The following is a 26,169-nucleotide window of genomic DNA, read 5'->3' as shown; positions in this document are numbered from 1 at the left end:
GAGAAACGTTTATGAAAAAGTACTATCTGATCATTGCATTGTTGACGGGCTGGTGTCTGCCCCGGGCAGCAATGGCCCAGCAGGACCGGATGATGCAGCTGCGCAATATCCTTACCACGCTGTCCGCAGACCTGCCGGGGCTGAACCAGCCCATCCAGATGGATGTAGCCGATATTTCCATTGCAGATTTTATGCGGGGGCTGGCCCGGTCCTATCAACTCAACATCAATATAGCGCCGGATGTCAATAAGAAGATGACCAATCATTTTTCCAACACCCTGGTACGGGATGTGTTGGTATTTATAGCAGACCAGTACAGCCTGGCCTATGATTTCCAGGGAACGATCATCAATGTAAGGAATTACCGCGATCCGAAGCTGGATCTTCCCCCGCCGCCCAAATTGATCAAAGCGGAATATAACGCGGCTACAAAGCTGCTCTCACTGGATCTTTCCAATGATACCCTTTATGATGTTACCAAAAAGATCACCCAGCTAACAGGGATCAATATTGCGGTAATGCCCAATTCTATCAATAAGCTGGTATCGGGTTATGTAAAAGACCTGCCGGTGGGGGAGGCGTTGGGAAAGATCGCCGTATCCAACCGCATTAAGATGACTTCCGGCAACGGCGATAATTTTATCCTGGATGCGCTGCAGGATGACGAGGAATACGTGCTCAAAAATACAAAGCAGGCAACGGATGGGTATACCATTGCCCGGAAGACCGGGGGCGGTGATAAAAATGCCCCCGGCCGGATGTCGATCGATGCCAGCCAGGTGGGGGATGAAAAGCTGCTGAATGTAAGCGCCGTAAATACGCCGCTCAAAGAGCTGGTAAAGAACCTCTCCGCGCAGGCGGGGGTGCCGTATTTTATTTATGCGGAGCTGAACGGCAATGTGACGGCCGAGGCGCATAACCTGCGGTATGCAGAAGTGCTGCAAAAGATCCTGCTGGGAACGCCTTATTCCTTTTCGCAACAGGATGGCATTTATATGATCGGCGAAAAGAATTTTGAAGGCATCCGGGCTCAGCGCCTGATCCAGCTGCACCACCGGTCTGTAGACTCCCTGGTGCACTTCCTGCCGGATGACCTGAAAAAAGATATTTCGGTAAAAGAATTTAAGGAGCTGAACGCCTTTCTGGCCACCGGTCCCGAACCGCAGCTCAATAAAGTGGAGCAACTGGTCAAGCAACTGGACCGCAAAGTACCCTTGATCACCATTGAAGTGATCATTATGGACATCAACAAAGGCTCCGTGGTAAAAGCGGGATTAAAAGCGGGTATTTCAGACAGTGTGCGTACGGGTGGTAACCTGCTGGGAGGCGGACTGGATTTTACACTGGGCTCGCGCCCCATTAATAATATCATTGATAAGATAGGACTGAACAACGTGTTCAACCTCGGGCATGTAACCCCTAATTTTTACCTTCAGCTGCAGGCGATCGAAAACCGGCAGAACGTGGAGATGCGGCAAACCCCCAAGCTTTCCACGCTCAATGGCCACCCGGCTTCGCTGAGTATCGGTAATACGAGGTACTATGAAGTATCTACGCAAAACACACTGGGATCACTCAATCCCACGATCGTTTCCACCAAACAGTTCAACTCGGTGGAGGCGAACATGGAACTGAAGATCACGCCCTTTGTATCGGCCGATGAGGACGTTACACTGAATATGGAAATGGATATCTCCAATTTTACGGCAGATACCAAGATCGATGAACCGCCTCCCACGGCCACCAGCAAGTTTAAGTCGATCATCCGGGTAAAGAATGACGATATGGTGCTGCTGGGCGGTATTGAACGTACGGAAAAAGGCGACAGTTATGACGGGATCCCGCTGTTGGGAAGGATCCCGGTATTAAAATGGCTGTTCAGTTCGCGCAACCGAAAAAATGTAAAAGTAGTGTCGGTGGTCTTTATCAAACCCACCATTGTTTATAATTGATCCATGTTCCGGAAGCTAAAAGATACCATCAGTACCATTAAGGAAGCCGTGGGCCTGGAGCTGCACATCGGGGCGGATGAGCGCTGGCAGTTCAACGGTGTTTATGTCAGGTTTGTTGACAAAAAATTAAAAAAGATCGCGGAATATCATGGCATCGGTGATCTGAAGGTACTCAAAGCCCAATTGCCCAAACAGGTGCCCCTGGTACTGGTGATCAATGGTAAGGGGATCCTGATGCGTCAAACCGCTGAACCGGAAAATAACCTGGTGAACCAGTTGTTCCCCGGGTCCAACCCGGCTGATTTTTTTACAGTCACCTGCCCGGATGGGGCAAGCGGGCAATATCATTTTATCTGTCGCAAAACACTGGTAGCACAGGTATTGGATACCTTGCAGGCTGCCGGCCTGATGCCGGTATCTGTGGGCATTGGATTGGAACCCTTATTACAGGCATTGCCCTTTCTTGAAGCAGCGGAGCAGGTGATAACCGCGCCGTCCTATTCGGTAACGATTGTACAGCAGGTGATCCGGGCGATGGACTATGGCCCCCGGAACGCTGCGGGTGCGGCAACGCTGCCGGTAGGTGCTGAAGTGTATGCAGCGCATAACATGAACGCACTGGGGGCGGTACTGCAGGTACTGTTAAAGCCCGCCGATCAGTTAGATGGAGCTATTGTTACCGAACCGGTAACGGCTGCGGGAGCGGACTATAAATATTATAAGCTGTTCCATTTTACCAAATGGGCGGTGCTTACCATGGTGCTGGCCCTGTTACTGGGTAATTTTTTTGTATTCAATCACTATTTCGGGAAGAACAAGGCATTGGCATTGCAGGCCGGTCTTGTAAAGGCGGCCACGCAGCGCAGCCTGCCGGAGCAGGTCCGGTCCGACTCTTCCTATACTTTTTTTATCAACGCGGGCTGGAACAAAAATACCCGGCATGGATATTACGCAGACCGCATTGCGGCGCTGGCACCGGAAACGGTGCGCTTTTCCCTGTTACAAACGGCGCCGGTGCAGGAAACCGTGGAAATGGGTGATTTTGTGTTTGCCCATAATAAAATCATTGTACAGGGCACTTCAACAGATCCCACCGACCTGGAGACCTTCAGCCGGGCGATACGAAACATCCAGGGCGTGCAAGCGGTAACCATTAGTAATTATTTATACAAGCGGGACCTGCTGGCAGCGGTATTTACCCTGGAGATCAATATGCAGCCATGAGCAAAGAAATGAACATAAAACCACCTGTTCCATACCGGAAGCGGCTGCAATGGCTGCTGGGATCAGTGATCCCCCTGCTGCTGATCTGTTACCTGCTGGGGTTCCGTAAAACAGCGTCTATGATCGGTGAATACCACAGGAACCAGCATTTGCAGGAACAGGGCGTGCGCATGGCAGACAGTATGCAGGTGTTTGAAAAAAAACGGGACGCGGTTGCCCGCTGGCAAAAGCAATACCGGGTAGACAGCTCCCGGCTGGATGGCGCCGTTCTTGCCTCCATCAACAGCCGGTGCGATGAACTGGGCCTGCAGTTCAAAGAGTACAAGCCGCTGGGCACAAGCAGCCAGGAAATATGGACACGGATGGTAACGGTGGAAGGCAGCTTTCAGCAGATCCTGCAACTGATCTTTCAATTGGAGCAGGAAGACCAGCTATGCCGGATCGCTTCTGTAAAATACCAGAACGTCAAAGAGGACGATACCGAGGTGCTGAATTGTAGTTTGTATATTCAAAACGTGGTCAAAAAATGAAAAACAGGTTTATAATGCTAATGGGCTTACTGGCCGGACTGATCATCGCATCGGCTTCCTGCGAAGCCATCTTTGATGATGACTATTCGTCATACTCCGTAAAGCTGGCGGCCCCGGCAGACAGCATATTGCTGGCAGACACCCTGGTGGAGCTGCGCTGGACGCCGATCACGCAGCCGGCAGATTACCAGGTACAGGTAGCCCTGCCCAAGTTCGACTCACTTACAAAGCTCATAAAAGATACCATTATCAGCGGCAGCAATATCCGGATCACGGCGCTGGAGCGGGGCAAAAAATACCAGTGGCGGGTACGCGCCATCGGCAAAAATACGGTGAGCCCTTACTGTGTTCCCCGGATGTTTTTTATACAAAATGCAATACCGGGTGAAGAATAGTCCTCATATGAAGTACCTGCTGATCGGCCTGGTAGCGCTGATCTGGGGCGTGATCCTTTACAAAGTGATCCGGGGATTAGCGGGTGATGATCCGCCGCCCGTGGTTACAAAGGTAAAACCACCGCAACCGGAGGATACGCTTACCAGGTACGTACTTACCACCCTGCAATACCCCGATCCCTTCAGCAATGAACTGATCACGGAGGAGGAAGAAGTGACCGGAGCATCCGTGCCCGGCCAAACAAAGGTACCCGCCGCAAACCCGTTACCCGCGCCGGTTGTGGCAGCAGCGCCACCTCCCACACCCCCTCCAGCCATTAAATACAGCGGCTATATCTACAACCCGCAGACCAAAAAAAGAACGGCCATGATCAGTGTTAACGGTCGCAGTATGACGGTGGGTGTCAATGAACGGATCGATGACAAGATAACGGTGCTGGAGATCACCGATCAGAAGATCGTTGTGCGTATTGAAGGAAGGAAGATGGATGTTGCGATTGGAGGGTGATTGCTGCAAGGCTGCATGTGGTGTAGGTAAATATAAAAACCTAAGTAGGATTATAGTATTGCGATTGGTTATCTATGGATCACAATGCGCTCTGGCAATGATACCCTCGCAGAACTGATATTGGTCTCTGTTTTTCTGAATAAAAAAAATAATACTGCCATGAAAAAAAACCATATTCCATTAAGTCCGAGATTTGATCATCTGAGCCCCCGGGAAAAAGAAATCCTGGTATTGATTGTGGAGGAAAAGACGAATGTCGAAATTTCAAAAGAACTGTTTATAAGCAAGCGGACGGTGGATGGACACCGCCGGCATATTTTGAATAAACTTAAGGTAAAAACAACAGTGGGATTGATAAAAGTTATTTATGAGGATCTTATCAATGTAAATAATAATAAACTGTCATAAAAACAGGTATTTATACGTATTGTTTGAAACAATGAATAGTGATAGCTTTGAAAATATGATGGGAAAAATGACAAACCTTTAAATAACACGCTTATACGCTCAATGGCCCTCATTCTTCAGCGTATAGTGGTTTTGAAAATTATGGCTCTTACAGATAAGTAAGTGATATGTTGTGTGACTAAAGGGTTGCGTTCGTAGCTATTCGTCGTTGTGCCGTGGGTATTAGGACAATGAATTCCTATTATAAAATATAAGCTATTTAAAATTTTCGTCATTTCCAAATAACTGCTATGATTAAACAACATTCCGCCTTTTTTTACCAAAACATGAGCAGCCGTCTGCTTAAAATACTCTTTGCTTTCTTTTTAAGCATTTTATGTTGCTCTTATGCAATAAGCCAGGTTAATGATCCTCAACAAAAAACAGTTGTTGTTCCTCCTTCTCCTGACGCTGCTTCGCTGGGCAAGTATGGTGAAATTCCGGTGAGCCTTTATACCGGTACGCCATCAATTAATATACCCGTGAGCCAGGCCGAAAGCCGGTTGTTTACATTGCCGATATCTTTAAGTTATGATGCAAAGGGAATACAGGTAAATGATCTTCCGTCAAAATGCGGGCTTGGCTGGAGCATTAACACCGCGGGGGCTATTACCCGGACAGTTTTAGGCAAGCCTGATGAATCGAATTTCGGGTATAATACGAAGGCCGGAGATATTCCGTCGGGGTTATCTAATATAGTACCCGGAACGAATTATTTACGCAACCTTTTCAATAACACAATAGACGCTGAAGCTGATGTTTTTTACTTTAATTTCAATGGACACTCGGGAAAGTTTTCAAAATTTGGTAATGAATACAGGACCATTCCATACTCTAAATTGAAAATTACACCTATTGTCAGCGCGGGCTCTATAACCGGATTTACTATTGTTGACAATAATGGTGATATCTATGAGTTTTTAACATTTGAGAGGAGCAGCTCAAGTTACAGTTCCAGTCAAATGGAGACAGAGAATACGAGTGCCTGGTTCCTGACAAAAATTGTAGACCCATTGCATACGGACTCCCTTGTTTTTAGTTATGATGCCTATGGTTTTTCTAATCCCCGGATACTGGCCTCTGAAACAAAAAAGCGATTAAATCAGCCCAACGTTGGAGGTCAACTGCCTACTTCAGTGAATAATTCTCAATATCTTGACCAAAATTTCAATAGTCAGCGGTTAAAGCAAATTTCGGGACCCAATTGCCTTGTTAATTTTTATTATTCTTTACAGAATGGTCTCAACAGCGATGTGAAAATTGACTCCATCATCGTTTCCAATATGCAAAAAGTAGTTGACAAAGTGGCTTTTTCCTATAGCAGCCATGGTGGAAAAATTGTTCTGGATTCTCTGAAAACGGCTTACCGAACTGTAGTAGATAACCAGACCTATAAATTTGAGTATCTTAATCCTTCATACTTGCCCAGTGTTAGCTCGAAAGCCCAGGATCACTGGGGGTTTTATAACGGTGTAAGTAATTCCACACTTGTGCCCACTTTTAACTATTATCAGGGAGTGGAAAACGGAGGCGACCGGCATACTGAAGAAAGTAGGGCATTGACCGGCTTGCTAACGAAGATCACTTATCCAACAGGAGGAAGTAGTGCCTTTGAATATGAGTCCAATCAGTACGGACTGGTAATGGCGGGCTCCGTTCCTGGTAATTATTCGTATAAGGACGAGACATATAGTGCAGTTGCGATGAACGCTGCGGGTAGGTTGGAAGGGCGGGATACAGTAGAACTGTCTGAGTCAACACCTGTCGAAATTTCATACAGGATTTTCAACTGTAACCCTTCTTTGCCTGGCTGCCAATCCCCACATCATGAGCCCTCAGAGGGGAAAGTTTATGTTCAGGCAGTCAATTCAACGGGTTATGTAGTATATGTTGAGGGAGGGACGATAGATGACGTGCGGCATGGTTCGTACAAAATTTCATCGCTTTCTCCCGGAAAATATGTGCTCTATGCTTCAGCTCCGGGGCAATACGATAAAGCTTCAGTTTTCTTTAAGTATAGAAGAAAGCTAATAGACACTACAGGATATCGGCTGGGACCGGGCGCGCGTATCCGTAAGATCACACATTCAGATGGTATTGATACCACTAATAATAGGATACAATGGTTTGAATATAAAATGCCGGGTGAAGGTGCATCAAGCGGGGTGTTATTGACGGGGCCTGTTTACCAAAGTAATTATATTGAATACTCATCTGCTCCCGGGATTCCTACTCCAACTTGCGGTTATGAAAATGCTTATACAACAGTCTCATCCAATAGCACGGTCCAGTTGGGTACCACCAGTGGAAGCTATATTGGCTACCAGGCTGTTACAGAAATATTTGAAGGTAGTGATTCTGCCTATAAGACCATCAGTTACTTTACTTCTCCCGCAGATTATATGGATACCTATAACGGCAGTCGTACGCTTCCTCCTACCAGTTATGATTATAAAAGAGGACTGCTGGTCAAAAAGGAATATTATAACCAGGAAGGCCAATTAGTTAAACAAGAAAAGATGGATTATCTGTTTGATACACTGTTTCGCAAAGAAAATCTGAATCTTCGCATTGGTCAGCAAACGTATTGTATCGCCAGCACTATGCAAGGCGATGGGACCTATTCGCCGGAGAAATTTTACGCGGGATATTATAAGAATATATCCGAATGGGTGCACCTTAAATCGGATACAGTCAGGCTTTTTGATCCAGTACATAATACAAGCCTTCAAACAACCAATACTTACCGGTATGATACGTCATCGCTACTGGTTGCCAGGGTGGAGACCCAAAACAGCAATGGAGAAACTATTGTGAAAAGCATCACCTACCCCTATAACTACAATCTGTCGGGAGTTTTATCTCCGCAGGGAAATGTAGAAGGTATCGCCGCATTGCAAAAGAAAAATATTCTGACCCGGCAGATTGAAACCTATAAAAGCGTGTCATTGTCCGGGGCAACGCCTGCTACCACCGAGGCCCAGTTATTTACTTATGATCCGTCAAACCTGGAAATCGACTGTCTGTATCAGCTCAAATTACGATTACCCGTAACAGACTTTAGTGCATATACAATAACCGGTAATACAGATCAGATGGATTCCCGCTACATGCCCCGGGAAACTTACAAATATGGCAAAAACAGGCGACTTATATCTGTTGTGCCGGAGGATGGCGTTCCTACTCATTATTTATGGGGATATAAAGGCCAATATCCCGTAGCGAAGATCGTTGGCAGCAACTACAGCACAATTCGCCAATTGGTAGATTCATCTGTGCTCAACAACGGGGATAGTGTGCAGATCAGGCAGCAGCTGTCGAACCTCAGGAATTCGTTGTCGGCCAGCTCCGGTGTACTCGTAACTACTTTTTTATATGATCCCTTAATTGGAATGACTTCTCAAACAACGCCATCGGGCAATACAATATACTATGACTATGATGGTATTGGAAGACTGATAGCGATCAGGGATGGTGGAGGAAATATTATAAAAAAGATCTGTTATAGTTATGCCGGACAGGTAGTGGATTGCAATACCGGACAGGTAATTGACACCCGTCCTCACTGGGTTGCTACAGGCAATCTCAGATGTGTGAAGGATGCCAGTAACAATAATACACAGGAACAGGAGCTGGAGCAACGTGATGACAATCTGAACAGTATGAGTTATAACCAGCTTAGATGGATTAGTAATGGTACTAATGCCACTGCTTGCCCGTTGCCCTGTCCCGGGTGTTTAGGTCGGGATAAAAAGTGTATCAACGGAGTTTGCAAAACGGGCATAAAGATCTATACCGGTTCTACCTATAATCATACAACAGGAAACTATACCTGCACTTATCATTATCAATTCCCGGATGGAAGCGTTTCGGACGATTATACGGAACGCAGCAGCGAACCCTGTATGGTACAATTTGCACGATAAACTATCACTATGAAGCAGTTAATAAAAATAATGCCTGTTTATATCCTCCTGTTAATTGGTATGAGAGTTCAGGCGCAGCAAAAACCTTCCAATACCCGGAATTTCATATATACCCGTGCTGTTTTAAAAGAGGGCGTTAAAACGGTGACAGATCTGCAGGCGCTATCTGCTGCGGATGTACGGGCTGAAGTGGTTTATATTGACGGGCTCGGCAGAAATATTCAGAATATAGCTATACAGGCAGCTCCGGACGGAAAAGATATTGTGACACCGTTAACTTATGATGCGCAGGGGAGGCCCGATAAAAATTACCTGCCCTATGCCGCTGGTGGAGTGGCTGGCTCATACCGGTCTGCTGCCGTTAGCTTCACCCAATACCTGGGAAGTGAGCAATACCAGTTTTATCAGCAGGCTTCATCATCAATTCCTGTTATTCCAAACCCGTATACTCAAACAATTTATGAATCGTCTCCAACAGGTAGAGTTACAGAAGTAGCCGCTCCGGGCCAAAGCTGGACTATTGGCAGCGGCCATACGATCCGTAATAACTATGAATTTAATAGTGCCGGCGAAGTAAAGAGATGGAAGGTAAATACGGCTGGCCTGGTAATTACAGGCGCCAGTAGCCCGGGTTATTATGCTGCGGGACAGTTGTATAAGAATATAACCTGGGATGAGAACCGTAACCGGGTGATCGAATACAGGGATAAAGACGGGTTGGTGATATGTAAAAAAGTGCAGGATGGAGGCGATACACTAAACGCGCCCACTTACATGGTCACCCAGTATATTTATAATGACTTAAATCAACTGGCTTATGTAGTGCCGCCTGCATTGGAAACGATCACTGTTTTTACAGAAAGTGATACCGGTTTTTTAAATTACATTTATGCGTATCATTATGACGAAAGATCGCGGGTTATTGAAAAAAAGCTCCCCGGGAAAGGATGGGAGTATACCGTTTATAATAAGGCGGATTATCCCATTTTTACCCAGGATTCTATGCAAAGGGCCCGGGATGTATGGGGGTTTATGAAATATGATACCCTGGGCCGTCTGATCATGACCGGGGAAACTGCCAGTACTTCCCAAAGAGCTGTTCTGGAAGCATTAGCCGGCACTCAAAACAAGTTGTTCGAGGTTCGGGATAATGCCAAATCCTGGGGATACACGAATACCGCTATCCCCACTGTTGTAACTGCTTTGTTTGTGGTGCATTTTTATGACGACTACAGTTTTTTAAACAGTACAGTAAATACAAACCCATACGCTTCTTTGTTCAATGTTCCTACCGGAACAAACCCGGAGGAAGTAAGCGCTATAAAGGGATTTCCAACGATCACCGTTACCAATGTGTTGGATAGCGCAACATATTTATACGTTGCTACCTATTATGATGCCAAAGAAAGGGTAACCAGGATCGTGAAGCAGCACTTGCTTAACGGGGCAGATGTAACCAGCAATACCCGCAACTTTGCAGGAGAGGTAACCAGTACTACCCGTAAACATTATGCCAATGGCAATACAACTGCCCCGGTAGTTACGGTTACAACAATCAATCAGTATGATCATGCGGGAAGAATCCTGAACACCATAGAAAAGATAAACACCCAGGCTCCGGATACGATTGCCTATGCCTATAACCCACTGGGACAGCTGGAGCAGAAAAAAATTGGCAACCAGGCAATTAATACAGCCTACAACGCCCGTGGCTGGATCAGAAATCAGTCCTCCTCATTATTTACACTGGAACTGAAGTATGACAGTGCTGCGGCTGCCGTTAATAAACAGTATAATGGCAATATTGGCCAGCAGCTTTGGAAAAGCGGCCCCGGTCCCCAAACCCAGCGAACGTATACGTATGTTTACGACCGTGCCAACCGTATTACCAGCGGTACCAGCGACGAAGGGTATAATGAACAGGGGATCACCTATGATAAAATGGGCAATATAACGGCGCTCACCCGGCCCCAAAATAGCGCTACCTCCATTACCTATAATTACGGTGCCCAAGGTAACCAGCTGCAGAGTGTAAGTGGCGGTTATACCAGGGGCTATACTTACAATGGTAATGGAAGCGTGGCATCCGTGACGGGGACAAACCCTTTGACAATTGTTTATAATGCATTAAATTTACCGGGAACGGTTACCGGGGCAGCGTCTGTTGGCTATGTGTATGATGCCGCAGGAAACAAGCTAAAGAAGATAACGGCGACAGAAACAAGGTGGTATATGGATGGTATTGAATATATTGCCAACTCTGCCGCCCCCAGCCCGGTTATAGATCTTTTACATACAGCAGAAGGTGTTGCCCGAAGAAGCGGCACTACTTACAATTATGAGTACTTCCTTAAAGATCATTTGGGTAACACCAGGGTGGTATTTAATAAGGGGGGAACGGTGCTGCAACAGACGGATTATTACCCATTTGGATTGGACATTAGCCGTTCTCAATCAACACCCAATAAGTATCTTTACAACGGAAAGGAAAAGCAGGAAGAATTGTCACAATATGACTATGGGGCAAGGTTTTATGATCCGGTGATCGGAAGGTGGCATGTGGTAGATCGGTTGTCGGAGAAGATGCGCCGGCACAGTGTTTACAATTATGCATTTGATAATCCGATACGGTTTATTGATCCGGATGGAATGGAGAGCACCGATTGGGTAAAAAGAGGGAATAACTGGACTTATGATAAGAATATAACAACTCGTAGGCAAGCAATAGAAGCTGGGTGTGATGATTTTGCAAGGGACGGTACTACTGTTCTTAGAAATGTAAAGATTGCAGGCAGCGATAAAGTGGGCAATGTATGGTTACAGGAAGGCGGCAAGGCGAGCTATGTTGCTGATAACTTTTCGGTTGTATCTGCGGCCGAACCATCTGATATACCAGATAATTTTGTTACCCGCGGAATAAGTTCACTAAAGGTTGGAATAGCTACCTTAGGCTCTGCCGTCGGTGGCTATAGCAAAACTGATGTTACTGATTTATGGGGCAATCCAACAACAACTGATCAAAGAATCGGGGATGGATTAGCGGCGGTGGGAACATTACTTCCTTCTGCAGGGTTATTAGGAACAAGTACTAATGGGGGATTTAAAACGTTTGCAGGAACGGAAAAAGCTTGGGCTTCAGGAGCAACACCCAACTCGATTTATACATATTTAAGCGGCGATGGAAAATTTGCTGTTTCAAATTATATATATAATGCAGAAGGAAAGGTGATGTTCCAGGTAGACTTTGGAAGACATAACAAAATTTTTTCTTCAGGGCATGGTCACAATATGAGCATACCGGGTAATTTGGGAAGTGGGCATATGAGCCATATGCCGTGGGAACAGGTTCCTTTGAATTATTTTAAAATTCCTAAAGGCGTACGGTATTCAACTCCTATAGGTCAATAATAATGCAGATATGTTAGCTGAAATAATAAACAAGTACGAAAAATTTTCTGATGCCTTAATTATAGGAATCGAATATCATCCGAATGATGCTACAAGAACTTTAGAGGTTGTGATCAGATGCATGAATAACATGAATGGTCATCAATTTGAAACAATTAAACTTATTTTTACAGATGTAAAATTAGTTCAGTTTTTTGAAGTTGAAAATCAAAGCAGTACTCTAATAAATGCTGCACTTATAGCTGATAATAATGGTATTATTACCTTTGATTTTTTTCCTTTAATATATGCTGGTTCAGAGTTATTTGAAAATGAAAATTCTGATTTCAAAATCAAGTGTAAAAATGTGAGCTATACACAAATAGAGCAGCCAAAATAATGACAGATTGAAAAATGTTTTATTTTGTGGGTAGAAAGTTCTTTGATTTTTGATCTCCTACCTGGCAGGGGCCCTTAGCAGTAACGGGAAACCGGATAAAAAAATATGTAGAGTACGATCATTTGAGGAACACCAGGGTGGTATTTAATAAAGCGGGAACGGTGCTGCAACAGACGGATTATTATCCTTTTGGGCTGGCAATCCAACGCTATTTAGGTGTACCTAATAAGTACCTGTATAATGGCAAAGAGCTACAGGACGAGTTGGGGTTAGGGCAGTTTGATTTTGAGGCAAGGTTCTATGATCCGCAGATCGGAAGATGGCATGTCTTAGATCCCGGCAGTGAAACCATGCGTCGGTGGTCTCCTTATAATTTTGCGTTTAATAACCCAATTAAGTTTACAGATCCGGATGGGATGGCTCCTGTGAATGAGTATGACATCATCTACGACAAGTCAACAGGAACGACGACGACTGTACAAACAGAGACAAAAGGGGGGAACGAAACAGATTATATCACCTACAAGGAAAAAGATAATTCGATTGGATATGCTCGTACTGTTGATTACAATAGAAGTTGATGTTAAGGCGGTAGTCGGTACACCTACTGCGGTTTCAAGTATCGAATGAAGATGGTTTACAGGGAGGGGCGGTTGTGATGAAAAAGGAAAACTTCGTTCAAGGCATGTCGAGAGAAGATGCGGAACGAAATAGTACATATAGAGATGGGGATGATCCAAATTATGGGTTTTCTAGCAAGGAGGCAGCACTAAAATGCGGGAACGATTATGCGAACTTGAAGAATAGGCCGGATTATGATGGGTTTGTGACAATTAATGAAGGTGTTGCATGGGCTAAAGCACATCCTGGAGCGGTAAGCAACCCTACAGCAGACAACACGTTATATCTTGATGCTTCTAAAATGGATTTTGGTAATTTAAAACCCAGTGATATGGTTGAAGGAGTTAAGGGTAATGTTAATTTGTTTGACTTCGTAGATTCTATTACCTTTTATAAAAACATGGATAGTCTTCAAATAAAAGTCAAATTACAGAATAGATAATAATAAAGCCCGGTAATGACCGGGCTTTATTATTTATAGGCTGATCTTGTTTTAGCATGTTGAATTAACCCGTCAATGGAATACATGATACAGGTTTTATCTTCATCATGGAGTTTTTGAATAGAAACGACCTTATCTAAAAGGGACTTGTCGAGTTCCACAGTTTTCCGGGAGCGGGAAAGCCGCAAAAATGTTTGGGGGCCTGTTCGCGCCTGAATACCGGGATCTTTCGTATATTTAGATGACCAAACTTAATGAGCAGAACGATGCAATCCCCAACTGTACACAGTCCGCCGCTGTATCCTGGTGCCTTTTTGCTGCGTTATCTGCGGGAGCCGGAGCCGCATTTTTTTATACCAATCCTATAAAGTTAAAATATGACCAGATATTCCATTTTCGCCGTTTTTATTGCTGCAACAGCGCTTTTATTTTCCTGTAAACATGATGCGAAAGAAAAACCCGCGCCCCTGATCGACATGAAGACCTTTTTCAGGAACGGGGAGAAAAGTACTTTCCGGATCTCCCCCGATGGCCACTATTTCAGTTATCGCGCGGATTATAAGGGGAAGACCAATATTTTTGTTCAGAAAGTGAGCGACAGCACAGCTATCCGGGTTACCAATGACACGTTGCGGAGCATCGGTGGTTATTTCTGGAAAGGAGACCGGATCGTATATGCCCAGGATATAGGCGGCGATGAGAACTTTCAGCTCTTTTCCGTTAAGACAGATGGTACAGATCTAAAAGCGTTAACGCCCTTTCCCGGTGTAAGAAGCGATATCATTGATGCCTTACTCGACATCAGCGGAAAGGAAAAGGAGCTGATCGTACAAATTAATAAAAGGGTAAAGGAATACTTTGATCCCTATCTTTTGAATATTGAAACAGGCGCCCTTACCCTGCTTTACGACAATAAAGAAAACTATGATAGCTGGGTTACGGATAACAACGGGGTGATCCGCCTGGCCTCAAAAACGGACGGCGTAAACATTACCTGGAATTACCGCAACTCGGATAAGGATCCCTTTACACCGCTGCTGACTACTTCGTTTAAAGACCTTTTTACACCGGCTTCTTTTGACAGGGATAATAAGATCCTTTACGCGCTTAGCAATATTGGCAGGGATAAGGTGGTACTGGTTGAGTACGATCCGGTAACCAAAAAGGATATAAAGGAATTGTATGCAGACAATAACTATGATTTAGGTTCTATCAAATATGACCGGAAAAAACAATCGCTGACCTCCGTTTACTGGGTTGCCGAAAAACAGAAGCAACATTTCTTTGACGCGGAGTGGGGAGCCATCCAAAGCGGCCTGGACAAAAAATTTGAGGGGTATGAAACAGAAATCGTAAGTTATGACGATGCCCGTTCAAAGGCCATTGTTGCCATCAGCAATGACCGGGCACCTGTGAAATATTATATTTATGATTTTGGTACCAGGGCCATTAACGAAGTGGCCAATCCCTATCCCTGGATCGAGGAAAAACAAATGAGTTTTGTAAAACCCATTACCTACCAGTCCCGGGACGGGCTGGTGATCCATGGCTACCTGACGCTTCCGCTGGGTCTGGATCCCAAAGGATTACCTGTTGTGATAAATCCGCATGGCGGCCCCTGGGCCCGGGATGGCTGGTACTACAACCCTGAAACACAATTTCTGGCCAACCGGGGTTATGCCGTTTTACAAATGAATTACAGGGGCAGCACCGGCTACGGGAAAAAGTTCTGGGAAGCCAGTTTTAAGCAATGGGGCAAACAAATGCAGGATGATATAACTGATGGCGTGGAATGGCTGAAAAAGCAAGGCATCGCCGATCCAAAACGGATCGCTATTTACGGGGGCAGCTACGGCGGCTATGCAACCCTTGCGGGGATCACGTTTACGCCCGACCTGTACGCGGCGGCTGTTGACTACGTTGGCGTAAGTAACCTGTTCACATTTTTGAATACCATACCGCCCTATTGGAAACCCTACCTGGACCAGTTTCATGAAATGGTGGGCGACCCCAAAAAAGACAGCGTGTTGCTGGCATCGGCATCGCCGGTCTTACATGTGGATAAGATCCGGGCACCCCTGTTCATTGCGCAGGGAGCAAACGACCCCAGGGTTAACAAAGCGGAGAGCGACCAGATGGTGGCTGCATTAAAAAAGCGGGGAATAGAAGTGGAATATATGGTAAAAGCAGACGAGGGACATGGTTTTCATAACCAGGACAATCAATATGATTTTTATGGCGCTATGGAACAATTTTTAAATAAACACTTAAAACCGAAAAAATAGCGCGGGCCAGGGGCGGATCCTGCAATAGCAATAAGCGCGGGGTATGGAAGGGGATGGCAGGGAGGTTCCCGTTCAGCCGGCATCATCATCATCCCAGCCCGGGATCGCATGCCGGATCAGCCCGATGGCGTCTTCGGCCGCTTACCTGGTATCAAATATACCGATGGCTACGTCACCGGAATGGGACCTGTAAAGGAACTGTTCCAGGCATCGCATATAGTAGTCTTTTAAAGGCTGGGTAAATAGCCGGTTTTCCCTGATATTGCCCACCAGCATGTACCATTCGCGGGCAACCACCAACCCTTCGCCAAAGAACTGGTCTTCCTCCGCTTTTTTTATAGTATTGCGGGCTGCTTGCTCCGAGGTATAACCGCCAAGAAGGATCGTGCAGGTATCCCGCTCGTTACGGAAATGCTCCAGGTTGCTGGTAAAAAAATCCTGGAGGTTTAGAACAAAAAGTTCCCGGGTATGGATATTCCCGGTCAAAGCATAGAAACGGGACACATCCAGCAGCCCGCCATGCGTTTTTAGCGCATTGTTGATCAGGTCGTCTACAGTCATAAGGAAAGCCGGTTTTAGCGTAAAGATACGGTTATTTTCCCGCTATTGGGATTGGCATGGTCCGGCAGGGCATTCCCGTTCTGCCGGACCATTTGGGGGGCAGTAATACCTGCTTTTCCCACTGGCGGTACCTATCCTAACCCCGGCTATGACGGTTTTTGCAACGGATCCTCCGGGAGGAGGACCTGGGCTTTTAGAATGTATTGCAGACCGTAGGCAACAACAAGCCCGGCAGGAATGCTGATGGATAACCAGGTAGCCATATCCCTGGTAATTCCCTGCCAGTGTTTATAGTAACGCAGGTAGGCTCCCAGTCCTGTAACAATACCCGCTGCTGCCGCCATTACATAGACCAGTATGCATTGTACTACCCATTTCCTGGGCGACCGGACCAGCGGTTTTAATTGCAGGGCGTTGATGATGCCGATAGAGAGGAAGAGGAACAGGATGTCGAAGGGCACATACAGGGTATAGTAACCCAGCCAGAACACCCAGGGGCTAAAGAACAGGAACGGCCAGATGCCGGCCAGGCGCCTGCGGTTGTCCGCTACCCGGAAGATACTGTTCTGTACGTTTACAAGAACGAGAACGAAGGCAAACAGGGAAAGGGTATGCATAATGAACTGCGGGGGGCTAAGCCGCTGGTCGTGATCGCCGGTAAGCCCGTGCGCAATAAGGGGATGTAAAAAGCCCAGTGCGCCGGGATAAATGGTCATATTGCCCCGTACCCACTTTTTTAAAAACATGTTTTTACCTGATTTCATAAATTTGTATTTAGTAGGGCAAAGAACCACCATTCTGGAGGGGAGGAAAGGGATATTTGCCGCCTGAAATGATATATTTTACGCCATGGCTTTACAGGGAACGGTTATCCGCACTATTTTCCAGACGGCTGCTTCAATGGGAGCTGCCTTTGATACTGTTTGCCGGATGTCGGGCATCAGCCCCCGGGAAATAAGTGACTCGGAAAATATGGTAGAGTGGGAGAAGGCGGCCCTTATCTGGGTGCCGCTTTTAAAGTTGTCCGGCGATCCGGTCATCGGGCTGCATGTGGGCATGAGCGTAAACAAGCTGCTCCACGGGATGGTAGGCTTCCTGATCCAGAGCAGCAGGGATCTTGACCAGGCGCTGCAGCTGCTGTGCCGGTATGGTCCGATGATATCCCCGATGGTAGAATACCGGTATACGGTAGCAGATGTGGCCGTTCTTGAAATAGCGCCCAATAAGATGTGGCTTACAAAGCACCCGGAGCCTGCGCGGCATGCCAACGATTTTCTGATGGCAGCCACCATCAATACAGGCAGCACCCTGTCCGGCAGGCGTATTGTTCCGCTGCGGGTAGAGCTGGCTTACGAAATGCGGGAGATCTCGGCATACCGGGATTTTTTTGGCTGTGATGTGTTTTTCAATAAAGAAGCCAACCGCATCGTGCTGAGCAGGGAAACCATATCCTCCGCAGTACTCACCAGCGATCAGTCCATGTTCCGGCTCTTCAGCTCTATCCTCGCAGACAAGCAGGCGCTGCTGGCTGCCGGCAGTACGGCAGCCAATTTAAAGCAGGTATTGTTTATGCAGTTCAAAGGACGCATCCCCGCAATTGAAGAAGCCGCTGCCGCATTGAACATGACCGTCCGCAACCTGCAGCGCAGGCTGCTGCAGGAGCAAACCAGCTTCCGTGCCGTTGCCGGTGACATCCGGAAGGAAATGGCTTTTCAGCTCCTGCAAAACCCCGCCATCAAGCTCTCGGAGATCTCCGATATCCTGGGTTACTCAGATCTTACCGCATTCAGGAAGGCCTTTAAATCCTGGACCAACACAACACCGCGGGCGGTAAGGAAGGGGCAGGTTGCATAGTACCCCGGCTCACGGGTCGTACTTCAGGTACTCTTCAGGCGCAGAGGGGCGGCGGTTTTTGGGGTGATATTGGTACCAGGGTTTAATTATCTTTTCTTATTGATGCGGATGCTTTTCGTGCTACCTGTTCCCGTTGTTTTACCAGGGCCAGGCGGTAGCGCACAATTTCCTGTTTTTCAGGGCAACAATACTCCATCGATTGGAGGAGTTCATTTTCCCGGATTTTCAGGAAGAGGCTCCGTCCCTCATCCGTGTAACGCTTCCCCGGTAAAAGGATAAACCGGAGTTTGGCCTCCAGTACCTGGTACCGTTTCTGTTGCTGTTCCAACAAACGGCTCAGCCGGGCTACCTCAAAGCTGGCAGCCGATGCCTCGTTTTCCAGGAAAACAGCGACCTGCTGTTTTATCCCACGGCGGGCAGCAGTAACCGGAACTGCCTCTTTGCGATTGCTTTTGCAAAATGCCAGCCAGTCGCTTCTTAGCTGCGCAAACCGTAAAAATGCATCCGTAGGCAAGGAGCGATTCCCTTTAAGATGATGCCCGGTTAAACTATGTGAAAATCCCAGGATGACTGCCAGTTCGCGGATCGTAAATCCGGCTCCTTTCATAAAATGGTCCATCATGGTAGTTGCTTTATATTTCGGGTTTGCGCACCGCGACAAAAAACCGCCGGCGGTTGTAGACAATACTATTGTAGATTTTTTAAATGTCTACAAATGCATGTCTGCAACAGATCTTATTATCGGGGCGCGCATATTTGGAAAGGTCAAAAAGTGTTTTCATTCCATATGCTGGTAAAGAAGCGTTAATGATTGCTGTTTTAAAGGCACTAAAAGAAGGCCGGCCGCTGAAATTTTTTTAGGATAGCAGTAAAGGGTGGCTCCTGTTTTTTGCAGGCTTCTTTTAAATGGTAACACAACAGGATCCTCAGTCATTGGTTTCTGTCTTAAAGAGTGGTGTTATGCCTTTTTTTCAAACAGACCTGGGTTCTTAGACACAAAAATGCCCCGCAGATAGGCGAGGCGCTAAATGTTTTCACAACGGAATCATCCTTATTGTGAATTGCTTTCAGAAGCAAATATAAATGAATCTTATTTGACTAAATACGGGAATCCGTAAATTTAGCAATAGATATTTATTATTTTAGAAAACCAAACTAAGTAAATTCAAGGGGCAGTGCTTAGAGTATAGAAGGTTAGTAATTGAAAATGTACTTAATTTTTATTCATTAAAAAATAGGGGTTGGCAGTTAAGCAATTCACAACATACTACTCACAAAATGGCTAATGAATAATATGAAACCAACCCCTAAATACAAAGATAGTGAATTTAAAGATTGAGTAGTATGGGTTCGTTATAAAAATTATTCATATATTTGATTGAAAAATAATTGTTTATGCCAGCAAAGAATATTTTAGGATTAGATTTAGGCACAACTTCAATCGGCTTTGCCAAAGTAGTTGAAGATGATCATTATCAGAACTCTGCTGTTGAGTTGATTGGTGTTCGAGTGAATCCCCTGACCACGGATGAACAAACCAATTTTGAAAAGGGTAAGCCCGTTTCTGTAAATGCTGACAGAACCCTCAAAAGAGGCATGCGCCGTAACCTGGATCGTTACCAGCTTCGACGGAATCACTTAATCAAGGTGCTGCAAGAGCATCATATTATTGCAGCAGATACAAAACTTGCTGAAGACGGCAAAAATACAACCCATGCTACTTATGCATCAAGAGCATTGGCTGCGACAGCGGAAATCCCATTGGACATCTTTGCGCGAGTGCTTTTGACTATTAATAAAAAGCGGGGTTATAAAAGCAGTAGAAAAGCTAAGAATGAAGAGGAGGGCCAGCTGATTGATGGGATGGCTGTAGCAAGAAGGCTGTATGAAGAATGCCTGACACCCGGCCAGCTTTCTTACCAGTTATTAAAAGAAGGTAAAAAATACCTGCCCGATTTTTACCGGTCCGATTTGAATGCCGAACTGGATAAAGTGTGGAACTTTCAAAGGCAATTTTACCCCGACATATTAACCGAAGAGTTTAAAAAGCATTTAGAAGGAAAAGGGCAAAGAGCAACATCCGCTGCATTTTGGGGACAATACGGTTTTAACACGGCAGAAAATAAAGGCGGCAGGGAGGAGAAAAAACTGAAAGCCTATCAATGGCGTAGCGAAGCTGTGCAAAAGCAATTGGTAAAAGAGGAAGTGGCATATATGATTACTGAAATCAACAATGATCTTAACAAATCCAGTGGTTACCTGGGCGCTATTTCTGACAGGAGCAAAGAGTTGTTTTTTAACAAACAGACGGTCGGACAGTATTTATATGGGCAACTGAAAGAAAACCCTCATACACGTCTGAAGGGCCAGGTGTTTTACCGCCAGGATTACCTGGACGAGTTTGAAACAATTTGGGAAACGCAGGCAAGGTTTCATCCGGAACTGACACCCGAATTAAAAGAAAAAATTCGTGACGTTATTATTTTTTATCAACGAAAATTGAAGTCACAAAAGGGGCTCATCAGCTTTTGTGAATTTGAGAGTAAAGAAACAGAAGTTGAAAAGAACGGGCGAAAGATAAAGCAGCGGATAGGCTTGCGGGTTGCACCTAAATCGTCGCCATTGTTCCAGGAGTTTAAAATATGGCAGGTATTAAATAACCTGGAGTTTCGCAACAAAAATACCAAAGAAGTGTTTGTGCCGGATATAACTGCTAAACAGCAGTTATTTGACGAGCTTAATATCAAGGGGAACCTGTTGGCAAGTGAAGCTATAAAAATGCTGGGTTATAAAACGAAGGATTGGGAAGCCAATTATCATACACTGGAAGGAAACCGTACCAATAAGTCTTTGTACGATGCTTATCTGAAGATTTTAGAGCTGGAAGGGTATGACGAAAATTTACTGAAGCTGAGTAGTAGTGATGATATTGATGTTTCCAAAATAGAAAAGCCTGCATTAGAAATCAAACAAATGGTGCATGCTGTTTTTGAGGTTTTGGGTATTGATAGCACTGTTCTGGATTTTGACGCAGAAGCAGATGGGAAAGCATTTGAACAGCAGCCTGCATACCAATTATGGCATTTACTGTATTCAGCAGAGGATGATAATAAAAAACATGTACAGGAAGATATTTTCACCTATGGGCGCGATAATATTGGATTAAAGAAAAAACTATGTGAAAAGTTGGGTTTTAAGCCGGAACACACAAAGATTTTAGTGAATGTTGCTTTCAGTGATGATTATGGCGGCCTGAGCAGCAAAGCAATCCGGAGGATTTATCCGTTTATTAAAGAGCTTACTTATGATAAAGCATGCGCAGAAGCCGGGTACAGGCATTCGGCTTCTGCACTCACAAAAGAAGAAATAGCTACCCGCCCTTTACAAAAGCGGTTGAATTTATTGAAGAAGAATGAACTCCGCAGCCCGGTGGTAGAGAAAATCCTCAATCAAATGATTAACGTGGTCAATACCCTGATTGATGATGAAAATACGAAGCGAAAAGCCCAGGGCGTATCCGAAGATTTCCATTTTGATGAAATAAGAATTGAGCTGGCCCGTGAACTGAAAAAGAATGCCAGGGAGCGTGCAGAGATGACCACTAATATTAATGCGGCAAAGCAACTGCATGAAAAAATTATTAAGATACTGCAAACGAAATTTGGAGTACCCAACCCATCCCGAAACGATATTATCCGCTACAAACTATACGAAGAACTAAAGAATAACGGGTATAAAGATTTATATACTAACACATACATTTCACCCGACATCCTGTTCAGTAAACAGATTGATGTGGACCATATTATTCCGCAAATGAGTTTGTTTGATGATAGCTTTTCTAATAAGACAGTTGTGTTCAGAAAAGATAACCAGGATAAGGGAAACAAAACGGCCTATGACTATCTGCTTGGTAAATACGGAGAACGAGCATTGGAAGAGTATATTTCCCGGATAAGCAGCTTGTTTGAATTGGGAAAGAAAAATAAAGAAGAAGGTATTAGCAAGGCAAAGTTTCAGAAATTGCAAAAACGTCTTATTGATATTGGAGATGGCTTTATCGAAAGAGACCTTCGGGAGAGCCAATACATTGCTAAGAAAGCAAAGCACATGCTTTACGCAATATGTCGTAGCGTAGTTTCTACCAGCGGCGAAATTACAGCAAGGTTGCGTGAGGACTGGGATTTGGTAAACGTGATGCAGGAAATTAATTTGTCAAAATTCAGGACATTAGGCTTGACAGAAATGATCGAAAAAAAGGATGGTGGCCAAAAGGAACGCATCACCGACTGGACTAAGCGAAATGATCATCGACATCATGCTATGGATGCTTTAACCATCGCTTTTACACGGCATAGTCACATTCAATATTTAAATCACCTGAATGCGCGTAAAGATGAGGTAGATAAATGGCACCCGGTTGTTAGTAAGATTGAGGAAAAAGAAACGGATCTTGTTTATGATGATCTTGGAAACCGGAAAAGAAAATTTAAGGCCCCAATGCTCAACTTTCGGGAAGTGGTAAAGGAGCATTTGGAAAACGTGCTGATTTCTCATAAGGCCAAGAATAAAGTGTTTACCAAAAACAAGAATAAAATAAAGACTGCCAGGGGAGAAAAAATAAAAACAGAGCTTACTCCACGAGGGCAATTGCATAAAGAGACCGTTTATGGCCGGTATCGTTATTATGAAAGTAAAGAAGAAAAAATAGGGACAAAGTTTAATGAAGGTATAATAAGAATGGTTGTGAATCCGCAGTATAGGAAACTTTTGCTGGAGCGACTTGTTGCAAATGAAAATGATCCTCAAAAGGCTTTCGGGGGTAAAAACGCTTTAAGCAAAAATCCGATTTACATTGATGAAGTTCAAGGAGGATTTTTACCTGAAAAAGTGTTATTGCAGTGGCAGGAATATGATTATTCCATTCGCAAAGATATAACGCCTGAAAATCTGAAGGATGTAAAAGCCATCGAGAAGGTTTTGGATGAGGGAGTAAAAAAGATACTATTAAAACGCCTTGCTGATTTTGGTGATGATCCAAAGAAAGCTTTTTCCGATTTAGATAAAAAACCTATCTGGCAGAATGAGGCTAAAGGAATCGCTATAAGACGGGTGACTATCAGCGGTGTTAAAAATGCCGCACCATTGCATCATAAACAAGATCATCTCGGTAAGGATATTTTAGACGAAAACGGAAAGCAGATACCAAGCTCTTTTGTAAGTACCGGTAATAATCACCATGTAGCGATTTATCGGGATGTGGAGGGGAATTTACAGGAAAGGGTTGTTTCGTTATTTGACGCCGTACAATTAGTAAATGCCGGTGAGGCGGTAATTGATAAGGAGTATAACAAAGGGATAGGCTGGCAGTTCCTGTTCACAATGAAGCAAAATGAAATGTTTGTTTTTCCGGATGAAAAGACCGGTTTCAATCCGAAGGAAATTGACTTGTTGGATTTGAAAAACCGAAAACGAATTAGCCCCAACTTGTTTAGAGTGCAGAAGTTGGCAACTAAGAATTATATGTTTAGACATCATTTTGAAACAACAGTTGAAGAAAATAAAAAACTATTTGGATACACGTATAAACATTTTCGGAGCACTGGTTCTCTAGAAGATATAGTCAAAGTTCGTATCAATCATATAGGAGAGATTGTAAGCGTAGGAGAATATTAAAAGAAAAAACGTGCTCCATTTTGAAACATATTACCATATTTATAATCACGCCAATGGTGATGATAACCTGTTTCGTGAGGCGGAGAATTACAATTTCTTTTTAAAGAAATACCACCAGCATCTTGATCCGGTCGTTGAAACGATTGCCTGGTGCCTGATGCCGAACCATTTTCATCTGCTGGTTAAAATAAAAAGCGAAGAAGCGGTAGCGTCAACTTTTCTGAAGTTCCAAACTTTAGAAAAGTTTGAGCAGCGCAGCGCTTTTTTAAGTAAACAGTTTTCTAATTTCTTCAGCAGCTATACGCAATCGTTTAATAAAGTTTATAAGAGGCGTGGCTCTTTATTTATAAAGAATTTTAAAAGAAAGGAGGTGACAGATGAGGCTTACTTGCGTAGTTTGATTCTGTATATTCATCTCAATCCCGTTAAACATGGGTTCGTAAAAGAAATGAACAGCTGGTTCTGGACTTCCTTGAAAACGTTCCCCGATGCCTATCCGGATTTAGCAAAACAGCTATTTACGAATTTCGAACAATACAATATTTCGCATCAAAACAAGCAAATCTATTTTGAGGAATATACGAAACTGGAGAACGACTTAATTTAAGCGATATGATCAAACGCACTCTGTACTTCGGTAACCCTGCTTACCTTAAAACCAAAAACGGGCAGTTGTTGGTAGAGCTGGCCGATACCGGCGAAACGAAAACCGCTGCTATCGAAGATATAGGGGTGTTGATCTTAGATCACCAGCAGATCACCATCACACACAGCGTTATTGCCAAGCTGCTGGCCAACAATGTGGCGCTGATCACCTGCGATGATATCCACCTGCCTACCGGCCTTATGCTGAACCTGGACGGGCATACCCTGCAAAGCCAGCGTTTTCAATTACAGGTAGATGCATCCATACCGTTAAAGAAGCAGTTGTGGCAGCAGACTGTAACCGCTAAGATACAAAACCAGGCGAACCTGCTGGCCATGTACAGGATACCCAATAAAACCTTACTGAACCTGGCTGCCCGGGTAAAAAGCGGCGATAGTGATAACTGCGAAGCGCAGGCTGCTAATTACTACTGGAAGAATGTGTTTCCGCTGTTCCCGGGGTTTAAACGGTTCCGGGAGGGGGAGCCTCCCAACAATTTATTAAATTATGGCTATGCAGTGCTGCGTGCCATTGTGGCAAGAAATTTAGTGGGCAGCGGGTTATTGCCCACCCTGGGCATTTTTCACCGCAACCAGTATAATGCTTATTGCCTGGCGGATGATATCATGGAGCCCTACCGGCCATATGTGGACAAACTGGTGTATGATATAGTAAGGGGCAATGGAAAGTTTCTTGAGATGACACCGTTCATGAAGCAGCAATTGCTGAGTATCCCGGCAATGGACGTGCTCATCGGCGATGAAAAAAGCCCTTTGATGAATGCGGTACAGCGGACAACTGCCAGTTTGGCCAAATGTTTTGAAGGCGCCAGCCGTAAGCTGCTGTATCCTGTATTGCCTCCTTCATTTGTTTAAAAATGAATTTTGAACGGTTAAATGCTTACCGGATTATGTGGGTGATTGTGATGTTCGACATGCCTACGGAAACAAAGATCGAGCGGAAGCGCTATGCGAAATTCCGGAAGCGGATCCTGGACGATGGGTTTACTATGTTCCAGTTCAGCATGTATATCCGTCATTGCATGAGCCGGGAGAACGCTGAGGTGCATGTACAACGGGTAAAAAAGATCCTGCCGGAAAAGGGGCATATCGGCATCATCTGTATTACTGACAAGCAGTTCGGGCAAATGGAGATCTTTAATGGCAGGGAAGCAACAGAATCGCCGGTGCCGGCTCAGCAATTGGAGCTATTCTGAATACAGAAAGGAGCATATTGACAAAATAGCAATAAAAAAACGGGGAATTTCCCCGTTTTTTTATCCTGTTGACAACCTGAAATCCTTTACTGTTGCGGG

Annotated in this window: 20 protein-coding genes; 17 read left to right on the top strand and 3 right to left on the bottom strand. The window is 44.9% G+C overall.

The annotated features are described in order from the left end of the window. Positions 1 to 11 precede the first annotated feature (11 nt). From BLS44_RS15780 to BLS44_RS15725, 12 genes are all read left to right on the top strand, one after another. Positions 12 to 1,952 carry a type II secretion system protein GspD gene (locus BLS44_RS15780; protein WP_090391192.1) on the top strand — a complete coding sequence of 647 codons (1,941 nt, stop codon included), beginning with the start codon at positions 12 to 14 and terminating at the stop codon, positions 1,950 to 1,952. A gap of 3 nt (positions 1,953 to 1,955) precedes the next feature. Continuing rightward, on the top strand, positions 1,956 to 3,176 hold the full coding sequence (locus tag BLS44_RS15775) for a hypothetical protein (RefSeq protein ID WP_090391191.1): 1,221 nt from the start codon (positions 1,956 to 1,958) through the stop codon (positions 3,174 to 3,176). Next, positions 3,173 to 3,706, top strand: a complete 534-nt coding sequence (locus BLS44_RS15770) for a hypothetical protein (RefSeq protein ID WP_090391190.1) — start codon at positions 3,173 to 3,175, stop codon at positions 3,704 to 3,706. The genes BLS44_RS15775 and BLS44_RS15770 overlap by 4 nt, the downstream gene beginning before the upstream one ends. Next, entirely contained in the window at positions 3,703 to 4,101 is a 399-nt protein-coding gene (locus BLS44_RS15765; protein ID WP_090391189.1) for a fibronectin type III domain-containing protein, read from the top strand. The genes BLS44_RS15770 and BLS44_RS15765 overlap by 4 nt, the downstream gene beginning before the upstream one ends. Before the next feature lie 7 nt (positions 4,102 to 4,108). Beyond that, positions 4,109 to 4,609: a general secretion pathway protein GspB gene (locus BLS44_RS15760; protein ID WP_176954450.1), complete on the top strand. Its 501-nt coding sequence runs from the start codon at positions 4,109 to 4,111 to the stop codon at positions 4,607 to 4,609. Between the two features lie 159 nt (positions 4,610 to 4,768). After that, positions 4,769 to 5,017, top strand: coding sequence for a response regulator transcription factor (locus BLS44_RS15755; RefSeq protein ID WP_218127765.1), 249 nt, complete (start codon positions 4,769 to 4,771; stop codon positions 5,015 to 5,017). Positions 5,018 to 5,343: 326 nt separating this feature from the next. Next, entirely contained in the window at positions 5,344 to 8,982 is a 3,639-nt protein-coding gene (locus BLS44_RS15750; protein WP_176954449.1) for an RHS repeat domain-containing protein, read from the top strand. A gap of 9 nt (positions 8,983 to 8,991) precedes the next feature. Next, positions 8,992 to 12,390, top strand: a complete 3,399-nt coding sequence (locus BLS44_RS15745; protein WP_090391185.1) for a DUF6443 domain-containing protein — start codon at positions 8,992 to 8,994, stop codon at positions 12,388 to 12,390. A gap of 10 nt (positions 12,391 to 12,400) precedes the next feature. Then, a complete protein-coding gene (locus BLS44_RS15740; RefSeq protein ID WP_143019803.1) occupies positions 12,401 to 12,769 on the top strand; it encodes a hypothetical protein in 369 nt (122 codons plus the stop codon). A 161-nt stretch (positions 12,770 to 12,930) separates the two neighbouring features. Next, positions 12,931 to 13,350 carry an RHS repeat-associated core domain-containing protein gene (locus BLS44_RS15735; RefSeq protein ID WP_218127764.1) on the top strand — a complete coding sequence of 140 codons (420 nt, stop codon included), beginning with the start codon at positions 12,931 to 12,933 and terminating at the stop codon, positions 13,348 to 13,350. A 104-nt stretch (positions 13,351 to 13,454) separates the two neighbouring features. Beyond that, a complete protein-coding gene (locus BLS44_RS15730; RefSeq protein WP_143019802.1) occupies positions 13,455 to 13,832 on the top strand; it encodes a hypothetical protein in 378 nt (125 codons plus the stop codon). Between the two features lie 377 nt (positions 13,833 to 14,209). Next, a complete protein-coding gene (locus BLS44_RS15725; protein ID WP_090391181.1) occupies positions 14,210 to 16,117 on the top strand; it encodes a S9 family peptidase in 1,908 nt (635 codons plus the stop codon). Between the two features lie 141 nt (positions 16,118 to 16,258). Here BLS44_RS15725 and BLS44_RS15720 read toward each other — a convergent pair whose 3' ends face one another. After that, entirely contained in the window at positions 16,259 to 16,678 is a 420-nt protein-coding gene (locus BLS44_RS15720) for a hypothetical protein (protein ID WP_090391180.1), read from the bottom strand. A gap of 146 nt (positions 16,679 to 16,824) precedes the next feature. After that, positions 16,825 to 17,442 (bottom strand): hypothetical protein, encoded by a 618-nt coding sequence (locus BLS44_RS15715; RefSeq protein ID WP_245729234.1) that lies wholly within the window; start codon positions 17,440 to 17,442, stop codon positions 16,825 to 16,827. Positions 17,443 to 17,527: 85 nt separating this feature from the next. On the opposite strand from BLS44_RS15715, the gene BLS44_RS15710 reads away from it, so the two are divergent. After that, positions 17,528 to 18,532 (top strand): AraC family transcriptional regulator, encoded by a 1,005-nt coding sequence (locus tag BLS44_RS15710; protein WP_090391179.1) that lies wholly within the window; start codon positions 17,528 to 17,530, stop codon positions 18,530 to 18,532. 82 nt (positions 18,533 to 18,614) lie between these two features. Here BLS44_RS15710 and BLS44_RS15705 read toward each other — a convergent pair whose 3' ends face one another. Beyond that, on the bottom strand, positions 18,615 to 19,154 hold the full coding sequence (locus BLS44_RS15705) for a hypothetical protein (protein WP_143019801.1): 540 nt from the start codon (positions 19,152 to 19,154) through the stop codon (positions 18,615 to 18,617). 773 nt (positions 19,155 to 19,927) lie between these two features. Between BLS44_RS15705 and cas9 the strand changes: the two genes are divergently transcribed. From cas9 to cas2, 4 genes are read left to right on the top strand one after another with little or no spacing between them, the layout of a single operon-like run. Next, entirely contained in the window at positions 19,928 to 24,208 is a 4,281-nt protein-coding gene (gene cas9 / locus BLS44_RS15700; RefSeq protein ID WP_090391177.1) for a type II CRISPR RNA-guided endonuclease Cas9, read from the top strand. A gap of 10 nt (positions 24,209 to 24,218) precedes the next feature. Then, on the top strand, positions 24,219 to 24,815 hold the full coding sequence (locus tag BLS44_RS15695; RefSeq protein WP_090391176.1) for a transposase: 597 nt from the start codon (positions 24,219 to 24,221) through the stop codon (positions 24,813 to 24,815). A 5-nt stretch (positions 24,816 to 24,820) separates the two neighbouring features. Further along, on the top strand, positions 24,821 to 25,729 hold the full coding sequence (gene cas1 / locus BLS44_RS15690; protein WP_090391175.1) for a type II CRISPR-associated endonuclease Cas1: 909 nt from the start codon (positions 24,821 to 24,823) through the stop codon (positions 25,727 to 25,729). A gap of 2 nt (positions 25,730 to 25,731) precedes the next feature. Continuing rightward, positions 25,732 to 26,070, top strand: a complete 339-nt coding sequence (gene cas2, locus BLS44_RS15685; RefSeq protein ID WP_090391174.1) for a CRISPR-associated endonuclease Cas2 — start codon at positions 25,732 to 25,734, stop codon at positions 26,068 to 26,070. The last annotated feature ends 99 nt before the right edge of the window (positions 26,071 to 26,169 follow it).

Origin of the sequence: Niabella drilacis, assembly GCF_900101395.1 — a bacterium.
GTDB lineage: Bacteria > Bacteroidota > Bacteroidia > Chitinophagales > Chitinophagaceae > Niabella > Niabella drilacis.
Note: the sequence above shows the minus strand (reverse complement) of the source record. Positions and strands in the feature narration are given on the sequence as shown.